At 47.9% G+C, this 12,911-nt stretch carries 8 protein-coding genes; 4 read left to right on the forward strand and 4 right to left on the reverse strand.

What is annotated here, in order from left to right; genetic code table 11:
* Positions 1–328: 328 nt before the first annotated feature.
* From FD724_RS37430 to cysC, 4 genes are all read left to right on the forward strand, one after another.
* Entirely contained in the window at positions 329–1,030 is a 702-nt protein-coding gene (locus FD724_RS37430) for a hypothetical protein (protein WP_218651560.1), read from the forward strand.
* A 487-nt stretch (positions 1,031–1,517) separates the two neighbouring features.
* A complete protein-coding gene (locus FD724_RS37435) occupies positions 1,518–6,056 on the forward strand; it encodes a TIGR03032 family protein (RefSeq protein WP_179076668.1) in 4,539 nt (1,512 codons plus the stop codon).
* Between the two features lie 101 nt (positions 6,057–6,157).
* Positions 6,158–9,652 (forward strand): FG-GAP-like repeat-containing protein, encoded by a 3,495-nt coding sequence (locus FD724_RS37440; protein ID WP_179076669.1) that lies wholly within the window; start codon positions 6,158–6,160, stop codon positions 9,650–9,652.
* A 268-nt stretch (positions 9,653–9,920) separates the two neighbouring features.
* Positions 9,921–10,469, forward strand: coding sequence for an adenylyl-sulfate kinase (cysC, locus tag FD724_RS37445; RefSeq protein WP_179076670.1), 549 nt, complete (start codon positions 9,921–9,923; stop codon positions 10,467–10,469).
* 132 nt (positions 10,470–10,601) lie between these two features.
* On the opposite strand, the gene fabG is transcribed toward cysC, so the two are convergent.
* The 4 genes from fabG to FD724_RS37465 all read right to left on the reverse strand — a co-directional run bounded on the left by fabG (position 10,602) and on the right by FD724_RS37465 (position 12,891).
* Positions 10,602–11,315 (reverse strand): 3-oxoacyl-ACP reductase FabG, encoded by a 714-nt coding sequence (fabG, locus tag FD724_RS37450; protein ID WP_179076730.1) that lies wholly within the window; start codon positions 11,313–11,315, stop codon positions 10,602–10,604.
* A gap of 270 nt (positions 11,316–11,585) precedes the next feature.
* Positions 11,586–12,116 carry a hypothetical protein gene (locus tag FD724_RS37455; RefSeq protein ID WP_256874757.1) on the reverse strand — a complete coding sequence of 177 codons (531 nt, stop codon included), beginning with the start codon at positions 12,114–12,116 and terminating at the stop codon, positions 11,586–11,588.
* Positions 12,113–12,505, reverse strand: coding sequence for an ASCH domain-containing protein (locus tag FD724_RS37460; RefSeq protein ID WP_179076671.1), 393 nt, complete (start codon positions 12,503–12,505; stop codon positions 12,113–12,115). The genes FD724_RS37455 and FD724_RS37460 overlap by 4 nt, the downstream gene beginning before the upstream one ends.
* Positions 12,506–12,510: 5 nt before the next feature.
* Positions 12,511–12,891 carry a hypothetical protein gene (locus FD724_RS37465; RefSeq protein WP_179076672.1) on the reverse strand — a complete coding sequence of 127 codons (381 nt, stop codon included), beginning with the start codon at positions 12,889–12,891 and terminating at the stop codon, positions 12,511–12,513.
* Positions 12,892–12,911 lie beyond the last annotated feature (20 nt).

A 12,911-nucleotide genomic window follows, 5' to 3' on the forward strand; every position in this document is an offset into this window, starting at 1 on the left:
AGTAGGGACAAGGCATTGCTGTGCCTTTACGATCTTTGCCACGCTAGAAAAAATTAAATGCCTAGACAACTTCATTAAAGCGTGATTGGTGACTTGCCCAATGCACGCCACTTGCAAGATGGAGTTTCCCGCCGCTTTCGATGAAAAATTTCTCCTCCAGCCTCCCCAGCTTTTTGAAGTCAGGTTCCTAACTATGGATATATAGGATCAATGACCTAGTACAGTATGGGTCATTTGTCCTAGTCAAAAATAGGACATTTATCCGATGCATTGATCAAGGTGATCGCTGTACAATTCATGACACTAATGATTTAAGCAAAACTTGGCTATGCATTGCCTCTGCGGCCAAAACGCACAGGTGCAAAAGCTTGTGCGCCAACACCATTGGGTAAAAACACTGTATTGCGTAGAAATGTTGCAATCAATACCTTTAGTTGAAAATACTTCTAAAGTCCTTACATCTGGTAATCAATTTAAAAAGGAAATGAATCAAATCTTATCCCGCAAAACTTTGTTGTTTAGTTCTGTTATTGCTTGTACACTGCTTGCCACTCCTAATATCGTTAGGGGTAACGACTTGTCAGCACCAGAAACTCAAGATAACACAGCACGTTGTCGCCAAAATGTCGGCGGTTCTTATCTGACAACAATCTTCAACTCAGATGGCACAATCGGATCGCGTGGAGTCATAACACTTACCGAAGAAGGTAACTTTTTTGTCATTGACTCCAATCAAGGTGGTGTTACCAACGTCTTCAATCCCTTTAGTAGTGGACAAGGTGCTTGGAAGTGTGACGGCAAAACTGGGGTCAGTGCCAGTTCAATTACCTTTGCTTTTCCAGGAAGTGCGGGTTCTACTGGTAGCATTGCTCGCTCTGACTATCAAGCCAGCTTTAATCCCCAAACGCAGACAGTACAAGGGACTATTACACTACGTTTTTTCAATCTCAATGCTAATCCCTTATTGAATAATGTCCCGCCCGTAGGAACATTCAACTTCTCAGGACAACAAATCAAAGCCGCCAATTAAGCATAATGACTTCCAAAATCCACTTGATCTCCGGCTTACCTCGCTCAGGTTCCACCTTGCTCGGAGCCTTACTGCGGCCCCCCGGTTTCACGCCAGCATGACTAGCCCCGTTGGTAGTTTGATGAACCGATGCTAGAAGCTATGAGTGAAGATAATGAATTTTCAGTCTTTATTACCCTAGAGCAAAAACGGGCATTAACCTTAACTATATTTTTTATCTTTTACGAACCCGAAGCTCAAAAAGATTTATCAATTTTTAGAAGAAGAACCCTTTGAGCATGATTTTACCAACGTGGAATACGAAGCTTCGGAATTTGATAATCGGCTGTGGTGTGGCAATTTGTCTTTAATTCAAGAGCTATTTCCTGGCTCAAAAGTGATTTGCTGCGTGCGGAATGTCGCTTGGATTATGGAGGGAGCAACGCGATTTTGTGAGGTTAGATAAAAAAGTGCTGTGAAAAATTATTAATGAATTCAAAACTTTTGTATGGTAAATTTTCTGCCCGTAAGTAACGCCATACCCTCTTCGAGTGCGCCCAAACTAGAAATTACCTGTTCGCCGCATTTAGCAACTTGGCTGCAAACCCAACTTCTTAGCCTCGCCTTCACTACTTATCAAACTAATCGCCTGTTTTTTATTGGCTGCAATGACCAAGGTACGATCGCTGCTCACGAGCGATTGTTTGATAAACCGATGGGTCTGTATGCATCAAACAACGGCATATACCTTAGTACACGTTATCAAATTTGGCGATTTGAGAATTTACTCTCACCTGGGGAAAGATATCAGCAAAGCGATCGCCTATACATCCCTCGTCAGGCATACACCACTGGCGATTTAAATGTCCATGATGTGGTACTGGATGATGCAGAAAATATCGTATTTGTCAACACAGATTTTAGCTGCCTCGCTACCATCAGCAACGACTACAGTTTTGTCCCCCTGTGGCAACCAACCTTTATTTCCAAGTTGGCGGCGGAAGACCGTTGTCACCTCAACGGGTTAGGTTTGCGCGACGGCAAACCAAGATATGTGACTGCCTGTAGCACCACCGACACCGCCGCCGGCTGGCGTAACCATCGGGTTGGCGGCGGTGTGGTAATTGATGTGCAAAGCAACGAGATCATTGGCACGGGTTTATCTATGCCCCACTCGCCGCGCTGGTATCAAGGCAAGTTGTGGCTATTGAATGCGGGAACAGGGGACTTGGGATACCTGGATGGTGAGCAATTTGTACCCATTACCTTCTGTCCTGGGTTTGTGCGCGGGCTGGCATTTTGGGAAAACTTCGCCTTTGTGGGGCTATCGAAATTGCGATCGCCTACCTTTAGCGGACTGCCTTTAGAAGAAAGGCTGACGGCTCTTGGCAATACTTCCCAGTCTGGGCTAATGGTGATTGATATTAATACTGGGAAGACGCTGCATTGGCTACTGTTCGATGGCGTAGTTGAAGAACTATTTGATGTAGTAGTGCTACCAGGTGTGCGTCAGCCCCAGTGCTTGGGCTTCCAGTCAGAAGAAATCGAACGCCTAGTTACCTTTCCCGGTTCTGGTGGCATTGTCACCACCAAACCAACAGCGAAACGCCCCAGTGTCGGCGATATGGCTCCTGTTGCCGGATTACCCCGCCAATTGTGGTCAGGCAATGAGCAAGACGAAGCGCCGTTATCTTCCCCTGCTCATATCTCCCTACCCCCAAAATACCAGCGCGTCTATCACATTACTGCTAGCAGTTTGGCTGATTACGATGCCTTTACCTTTCCCAGTTTGCAACAGAGGTGGCAAACTCAGCCGCAACGAGGGGAATTGGTGGGCATCTCTGCGTCGGTGGCTGGAGAAATGGTGGCCTTTGCCATTGCGGAAATGTTACCAGAAAAGACGGCGGAATTATTATCGCTCTTTGTCGCCCCAGAATATCGGCAGCAGGGGATTGCTACTAAGCTGATGCAGTATTTAGAAAAAGCTTTGGTGGCGGAAGGTTGTCAGCAGGTGAGGGTAGTTTACCAGCCGACAGCATTGACTACGATGCCTGCGGCGGGCGTAGCCAACGCTCTTGTACCCATATTACAAAAACTCGGTTGGCAGTCACCGCAAACCACCCAGGATGGAGAACAGCGATCGCACAAAGTTCTAGTTTTAGCTGCACCCCTAAGCAATCAATTCTTATTCCCAGCCCCACCGACTAGCCCCAAGGTGTCTTTAGTGATGACAGTTTACAACACTGAGGCTTACCTAGCAGAGGCTTTAGACTCGATGCTGGCGCAAACCTTCACCGACTGGGAACTAATTCTTTGGGATGACGGCTCGACTGATGGCTCAGTTGCCATTGCTCAAGATTATGCTCGACGAGATGCGCGGATTCACTTCCATGCAGGTAAACACTTGGGGCGCGTGCAGGCACTCCAACAAGCCCATAGCTTGACGCGAGGAGATTACGTTGGCTTGCTTGATGCCGATGACCTCTTGGCAGCAACGGCACTACAAGAAACAGTGAGTTTTCTTGATAGCCACCCTGACTACGGCATGGTTTACACCAATCATCTGATTATAGATGCCCAGGGTAAATCACAGGGACTAGGCCACCGTTGCCAGATTCCCTACAGCCCAATGGGGTTGTTGGTAAATTTGATGACATTTCATTTTCGCTTGCTGCGGCAATCGGTGTTTGCTGCCGTAGGGGGTATTAATCTAGAGCTTACAGATGCCGAAGATTATGACTTATGTCTGCGCGTCTCAGAAGTTACTCAAATTTATCATTTAGAGCGATCGCTTTACTTTTATCGGCTAAATCCTCAAGGTCTTTCCCAGCAACAAACCACAATTCAGCGACAACATTCTGAACGTGCGATTAACCAAGCATTACAGCGTCGGAGACTGGCCGAGTCCCTGCGGCTGATTGTGGATGAGGCAACGGGTGATTTCCGGTTGCAGCAACAAAACCAATCCCAGGCGAGTTTGATTGCCGATGCCGCGCGATCGCAGTTTGAAAAAGGTAAGCAATTAGCACAACAGGGCGATCTCCCGGCAGCAGTTGGATGTTTCCAAGCAGCCCTGCGGTTGCAACCAGATTATATTGCTGCTTACAACCAGTTGGGTAATGCTTTACAGGGTTTAGGGCGGCTAGAAGAAGCGATCGCCACCTACCAACACATCATCCACCTCAATCCCAATGTTGCCCCAGCACATTGTAACTTGGGAGCAACCTGGCAGATGCAGGGGAAAACAGAAGAAGCGATCGCGGCTTATCAACGGGCGATAGAACTGAAACCTGATTTTGCCTTAGCACACCTCAACTTAGGTAAGTTACACGCCAATCAGCAATCTTGGCGAGAAGCAGCACAGTGTTTGCAGCAAGTAGTGCGGCTACAACCAGAAGCCGCCGCCCCTTACTATGAACTGGGGAATGTATTGCAAAAACTGGGGGAAACCGAAAAAGCGATCGCCTGTCTGGATAATGCCCTAAAACGCCAGCCGGATTTTGTCGCCGCTTGGCACAATCTCGGCTATTTGTGGATGACACAGGGCGACATGAGCAAAGCTCAGAAATATTTTGAGCAAGTTATTACCCTGCAACCAGATTTTCCCCAAGTGGATGGCAACTTAGGTCAGGTGTTAGAAGTGCAGGGACAATTAACAGCTGCTCTAGCCAGCTACAACCGCGCCCTAGAATTCAACCCAGCAGCCACCGAGATTTTCTATCAACGCGAGCATCTGCGGTTGAGGCTGTGCGACTGGGAAGACTATGAGCAACGGCTGCAAACCTTGCAACAGCGAATCCAGCAGCATTTGCAAGATGAAAACGCTCAACCCTTGTTGCCCCTGAGTATTCATAGCTTCCCTGTATCCTTGGATTTCCACCAGGCTGTTGCTCGCCACTGGGCGCGGCGTGTAATCCGTAACATCCAGCCCGACAAACACCTCTGCACCTTTACCCCACCCCCCGCACCTGCCCCCAAACTGCGCTTAGGCTATATTTCGGCAGATTTCCGCCAACACGCTGTCAGCACGCTGATTCACGAGATATTTCAATATCATGACCGTTCTGCCTTTGAAGTCTATGGCTATAGCTTGGTGGATGCCAGCGATGAATTTACCGAGAAGATTCGCTCCGGGTGTGATGATTTTGTCAATCTCGCTCAAATGTCATCGGCAGTAGCCGCCCAGCGCATCCATGCTGATGGCATTCACATCTTGATTGACTTAGCTGGCTATACCACCTACAGCCGTCCCGAAATTCTCGCACTTCAACCTGCGCCAATTCAGGTGCAGTATCTCGGCTATCCCGGCACAATGGGGGCAGAATTTATCCAATACATTCTGGCAGATCCCTGGTTAATTCCCGCCGAGTTAGCCCCCCATTACAGCGAAAAGGTCATCGAACTGCCCCACGCCTTTGTCGCTTCCCCCCTAGCCATTGCTGAACAACCCCTGAATCGGCGTGACTTTGGCTTACCCGCCGATGCCTTTGTTTTTTGCTGCTTTAATCGCAGCGACAAATTTGACCCGGAAGTCTTTGCCACCTGGATGCGGATTTTGCAGCAGGTTCCCCATGCAGTGTTGTGGCTAATTGAAACCACCCCAAAGGTGAGCGATACCCTGCGCCACATTGCCCAACAACAGGGCATCACCCCGGCACGTTTGGTGTTTACCCCGCGTATGCCCTTGGCAAAATACCTAGCCGCCTATCCCTTGGCGGATGTATTTCTCGACACCTTTGTCTACAACGCCGGAGCCACCGCGATTCATGCACTTTCGGCAGGACTTCCCATCATCACCCGCCCTGGTAAAGCCTTTGCTGCCCGTATGGGGGCCAGTATTTGTGCGGCGGCGGGTTTAGATTTGCTCATAGGCGACAGCACTGCCGCCTATGAACAAAAGGCGGTGCATTTAGCCACCCACCGCGACGAATTGGCAACAATTCGCCAGGGTTTGCAAGTACACCGCCACACCTTGCCCCTGTTTAGGTCTCAACAGTGGATTACCCAGTTGGAAGCTGCTTTGCAGCGAATTTGGGGACAGAGGTAGCAGGGCAGCAGGGAGCAGGGCAGCAGGGAGCAGGGGAGATAAATACCCAATGCCCAATGCCCAATGCCCATTAACTTTCATCTCATGGAGAAAAAACCAAAATGACTACATTTAACCAGCAAACAGGCACAGCCAACCCCTTCAATGGCATTTCTGTGGGGATTTACAGCCACCCCACCTTTGCCGACATCGATGGCGATGGCGATTTGGATGCCATTGTTGGGGCAGTTAACGGCACGCTCAGGTACTACCAAAACACAGGCACAGCCACCAACCCCATCTACACCGAGCAAACAGGCACAGCCAACCCCTTCAATGGCATTTCTGTGGGAAATTACAGCACCCCCACCTTAGCCGACATCGATGGCGATGGCGATTTGGATGCCATTGTTGGGGCAGTTAACGGCACGCTCAGGTACTACCAAAACACAGGCACAGCCACCAACCCCACCTACACCGAGCAAACAGGCACAGCCAACCCCTTCAATGGCATTTCTGTGGGAAATTTCAGTAGCCCCACCTTAGCCGACATCGATGGCGATGGCGACTTGGATGCCATTGTTGGGGCAGTTAACGGCACGCTCAGGTACTACAAAAACACAGGCACAGCCACCAACCCCACCTACACCGAGCAAACAGGCACAGCCAACCCCTTCAATGGCATTTCTGTGGGAAGTATCAGTAGCCCCACCTTTGGCGACATTGATGGCGATGGCGATTTGGATGCCATTGTTGGGAAAGGGTACGGCACGCTCTTCTACTACAAAAACACAGGCACAGCCACCAACCCCACCTACACCGAGCAAACAGGCACAGCCAACCCCTTCAATGGCGTTGATGTGGGAAATTTCAGCAGCCCCACCTTAGCCGACATCGATGCCGATGGCGATTTGGATGCCATTGTTGGGGCAAATGACGGCACGCTCAGGTATTTCCAGAACAACACGCCACCAGAGCCATTTGCCTTTGTTGCCGCCACAGGCACAGCCAACCCCTTCAATGGCATTGATGTGGGGTTTTCCAGCACCCCCACCTTAGCCGATATCGATGGCGATGGCGATTTGGATGTCCTTATTGGGGAATCTGACGGCACGCTCAATTACTACAAAAACACAGGCACAGCCACCAACCCCACCTACACCCAGCAAACAGGCACAGCCAACCCCTTCAATGGAATTGTTCGTTTTAGGGCTTATCAAAGCAGCCCCACTTTTGCCGACATCGATGGCGATGGCGACTTGGATGCCATTGTTGGGGAACAGGCCGGCATCCTCAAGTACTACAAAAACACAGGCACAGCCACCAACCCCACCTACACCCAGCAAACAGGCACAGCCAACCCCTTCAATGCCATTAATGTGGGAGGTTTAAGCAACGCCACCTTAGCCGACATCGATGGCGATGGCGATTTGGATGCCATTGTTGGTGCAACTGACGGCATCCTCAAGTACTACAAAAACACAGGCACAGCCACCAACCCCACCTACACCGAGCAAACAGGCACAGCCAACCCCTTCAATGGCATTGATGTGGGAAGTATCAGTAGCCCCACCTTAGCCGACATCGATGGCGATGGCGATTTGGATGTCCTTATTGGGGAATCTGACGGCATCCTCAAGTACTACAAAAACACAGGCACAGCCACCAACCCCACCTACACCGAGCAAACAGGCACAGCCAACCCCTTCAATGGCGTTGATGTGGGAACTAACAGCAGCCCCACCTTTGCCGACATCGATGGCGATGGCGATTTGGATGCCATTGTTGGGGCAAATGACGGCACGCTCAAGTACTACGAAAACGTGCTGTCCAATCTTCCACCTGTTGCCGTCAACGATGCCGTCAGCACCAACGAAAACACCGTCCTTAACGGTAATCTCCTGGCTGCCAACCCCACCACCCCCGACAGTGACCCCGATGGCAATCCCCTCACCGTCACCCAGGTAAATGGCATTGCCACGAATGTTGGTAGCGAAATCGACCTGGGCAATGGTAAACTCACAGTGAATACCGATGGCACTTTTAGCTTCAATCCCAACGGCGGCTACGAGTCTTTAGCCCAAGGAGCTACCACTACTGAGAGCTTCACCTACACTATCAGCGATGGTTCCGACGGCACGGCTAGCGCCACTGCGACCATCACCATCAACGGGGTGAATGATGTAGCCACTATTACAGGTACAGCCACAGCAGCAGTTACCGAAGATGCAACTACCCCCAACCTCACCGCCACAGGTTCTCTCACTGTCACCGATGTTGATACAAATGAAAGCCTATTCAACACCACCGTCACTTCTGCTACAGGTAATCTCGGTAGCCTGAGCATTACCAATGCCGGAGCTTACAGCTACAGCGTTGCTAACAGTGCGGTACAGTTCTTAGGTGCTGGTCAAACTAAAGCTGAAACTTTTACTGTTAACTCAGTTGATGGCACAGCTAGCCAAGATATTACTGTCACCATCAACGGGGTGAATGATGCGCCAACAGGTTCACCAACTGCTACCTTAAGCAACACACCAGAAGATACTGCCATTACCATTACTGCGGCGAACTTATTAGCAGGTTTCAGTGATGTAGATACTAGTGATACCCTCTCAGTTACCAACTTAACTGCGACTAACGGTGCATTGGTAAATAACAATAATGGGACTTATACCTTCACCCCAACTGCTAACTTTAATGGCGCAGTTAATCTTAGCTACGGTGTGACTGATGGCACAGCAACCTTAACTGGACAAAGCCGCAGCTTCACTGTCACCCCTGTGAACGATGCCCCTGTTGGTGTTAACGACAGTGTGATTACTGCCTTTAATACTGCCGTCAGCATCCAAACTAGTACCCTACTGGCAAATGATACTGATATCGATAGCACCGGACTCAGTATCACTGCTGTCAGCGGCGTTACTCACGGTACTGTCGTGCTTAACAATAACGGCACTGCCAGTAACACCGCCGATGATTTCGTTCTCTTTGCCCCCACTACTGGATTTAGTGGTAATGCCATCTTTAATTATACCCTCAGCGATGGTAGCCTCACTAGCACTGCTAGCGTTACTGTGGCTATTGGTGCTGACATTAACGGCACTAACCAAGCAGATAACCTAGTTGGCACTAACGGTAACGACAACATCGAAGGCGGTAATGGCAACGATACCATTTACGGCGGCGCGGGTAATGACACCATCGAAGGCGGTAATGGTAACGACCTCTTGTATGGCGATGGCTTCATGAATGGCGGCGTTGGCAACGACTACCTAGAAGGCGGTAATGGCAATGATACCCTTTACGGTGGCGCTGGCATTGATACCCTCACAGGTGGTAATGGCAACGATCTCCTCTATGGTGGCGCTGGCAGTGATATCCTCACGGGTGACAACGGTAACGATATCTTTGCTTTTGCTGCCGGGGAAGGTACTGATACAATTACTGATTTCACTCAGAATAATGATTTGATTGGACTGTATAATGGCTTGAGCTTCGGGCAATTAAGTTTCTCAAGTAGCAATATCTTGGTGACTTCTACGAATGAGATTTTGGCAACGCTGACTGGTACTAATACTACGACGCTGACTGCCGCTAATTTCGTCACGCTTTAATGATCTCGATTCATGCAACGCCGACCTTAGTTGCATGAATCTGCAATTTTGATGCATTAATTTGTAACTAAGTTACTTGAGAAGGCAGAAGGCAGAAGGCGCAGCATCTCTAAAAGGGAAGGTAATATCTGCGAAGGGGAAGCGAATGTGATTGTTGCCCAGCCACAAATTCCCCTAGCGCCCCCGCTCGATGCAGAACTGTTTGACTCCCTAAATGGCTCTAAGTCGAAAAAATCAACTAAACAAAAAAGTTAATCTTAAATAAAATATGAGACAAGGTGCAATTATCTGGCTGACTGGCTTAAGTGGCGCTGGAAAAACAACGATTGCTCATGGTGTAGCCCAAGAACTGCTCCTGAGAAATTGCTTACTAGAGGTGCTAGATGGTGATGTTGTTCGCACCAATCTTTCACTTGGGTTAGGTTTTAGTAAACAAGACCGAGACACAAATGTGCGTCGTATTGGCTTTGTTGCAGAATTACTCAGTCGTAATGGCATAATTGCGATCGTTGCGGCAATCAGCCCCTACCGTGAAATTCGAGAGCAACTCAAAAAGACTTCTACCAATTTTGTCGAAGTTTATGTCAATGCTCCACTGTGCGTTTGTGAATTCCGTGATGTCAAAGGACTCTATGCTAAAGCCAAAGCAGGGCAGATTAAACATTTTACTGGTATCTCTGACCCTTATGAAGAACCATTAAATCCAGAAATTATTTGTCAAACTAATAAATTTACGCCACAGCAATGTGTTAGCCAAGTGCTTGATTACTTAGAACAACAAGAGTTTATCAGTGCTTTAGACTTTGTTACGAAATAATCTTAACTATGTATTGTATTGACAGCAATTATTGTTAAAAAACAAAGGATAGAAAATAAAAGTGAATTTTCCTCCTTTTTTTCTCAACTTTGTAATCGATTTCTTATTTTATTAGATATTTTTAGCTTGACTTTAAGTGTGATAAGCACCGTTAACTTTAAGGACAGTTCCAGCCACGTAGCTACTGGCTATCGGTGAAAGCAAAAACACTACTGCCCAAGCAATCTCATTCGGCTTACCAAAACGACGCAACGGGATCTCAGCAGTGATTTTTTCTTTAACTTTATCTGGGATCGCTTTAGTCATGTCAGTTTCGATAAATCCGGGTGCCACAGCATTGACTCGCACTCCATAACGTGCCGCCTCTAAAGCCAGAGATTTAGTTAAACCGATGACACCTGCCTTGGATGCTGCGTAATTTGTTTGACCGATATTTCCTCGCTCACCTGAAATCGAACTGATACAAACGACCGAACCTTCTCGTCGCTCGTACATTTTGGGAACGATTGGCTTCAGGGTGTTGTATATTCCCTTCAAGTTAGTTTCTATGACCGTGTTCCAATCATCTGTTGTTAGTTTTGGAAAAAAGTTATCTCTGGTAATTCCAGCGTTGGCGACAACTCCGTAAATCGAACCGAGTTTGTGTTCCACTTTGTCTGCCACTTCTGCCATAGCTGCGGAATCGGTGACATCAGCCGAAATTGCTAGGGCATTACTTTCACTATTGGGATGACTACGGTAGGTATAAGCTACCTGAGTTCCAAACTCTTCTAATAGACTGACAATCGCCGCTCCAATTCCTCGATTGCCACCAGTCACCAAGACGACTTTATTTTCTAATCGAATGGCACTAAGTTAACCGTAAAACATTGATATAGCTGGTTTCTGGGTGTAACGGTATAGGGGGAATGGCACGCTTGTTAAGCTTTTTGTTGGGGTGAGGCAGGAGGAAAGAAAACCTTGTGCTATTTGATTTTCAGCCGATGAAACAATATTCCTTCTGCCTCCTGCCTTATCTTAGTGACATTCCTCTCTGCGATCGCCACTTTTCATGCCATTAATGCTCAATTGGCACTAAAAGCTGTAACCCATATTCCACATAGTTTACAGCTTTTCTTAGTGCCATTCATCTGTGTGAGCTTGACTGAAGTTGGCACACACCGGTGAGGCGTGGAGATAGTCGGGGCGGCGGGGAAAACCTATGAATCCTAACTGCGCTACTTCTTGAACTGTTAGTTGGATTATTCTACAGCCATACTCGCTAAAGTTGCGGTGATGATTGAGAGCGATCGCCCTGCTCAAGTCTGGTTTTGTGGGGTCGAACTCCACCGCAATGACTGGACGAATCCCGGCTTGCACCATCCCCGCTTCAATGCCGCCGCCACCCGCGAAAAGTACTACAGCGATCGGGGCATCATCTGGCAAAACTGGTTTTATTTTTGTGTTATCAAAATTTTTGCAGACATCTAATTTTGGTGATGTCTTTTTGGATTTCGCTCTTTTGATAAAGGTTGACCCATCAAGTAACTTTTTAGTTTTGAGGTACGGATATAAACATCCAACCGATTCGCATTGTGAGCCTTTAACCCCTTTCTCTAAGAATTTTTCGGGTATTGCAGATAACTCAGCTATTACTGATTTAGTCATGCAGCCACCTCCATGACCAAATCATCGGGTACTTCAAAAATCCCCAGTTGACCAATGTAAGGAATCGGTGTAATCTCGCGCGGATTCTCCAGCTTCCAGTGATATTGCCCAGGCATTCCCCAACCAGATGCAACTTGTGAAAACTTGCAATCTACTATTGTGACAATGCCAATAACTTGACCGCGACGTAAAGAGATTAACTCTGGGATTACTACTCCCATGCTTTGACAAAATTCTCTCGCTACCTGGTACTCTTTTTTGGTGCAGGTTTTTGCAGCGTGAATCAGAATATCGCCGCGATAATGAATAGGCCAGCCTCGGTTTTCAATATTTTTTAGAGCATAAATTATCGCCCATGCCCAAGGCTGACGGACGGATAGCGCTTTCATCTGTTTTAAAACTCCAGCAATTGAACGTAAGCGTCTAATGCCGCGATCGCTGGATGTGGATGTATTTGCGACTTCAGCCCATTGCAGATTGTGGCGATAGTTCCAAGCTCTATGAAAGTGAAATGAATATTGGATTGACGGTCACAACAGCGATGTAGAACTGTTAGAAGAACAAAATTCAACTGTCTGAGAATTACATCTTCAGCTACATGAAGTCGCCAAGTAAGGTTTTCGGAAGTAACCGAGCGCCAGGGGTTATCGAAAGAACACTTTTCAACTTGGGGCAGCACTTTTACCTTAAACCTGTAATCCCTGTCAGTAGTAGAACATTCATCAGGGGCAAGAGCCGCCCATTGTTGTAAAAGCTGTTGGTAAGTTTTAATCATTCTCAGTTCCCGCATAAAAG

The sequence above is a fragment of the Nostoc sp. C057 genome (genome assembly GCF_013393925.1).
Lineage (GTDB): Bacteria > Cyanobacteriota > Cyanobacteriia > Cyanobacteriales > Nostocaceae > Nostoc > Nostoc muscorum_A.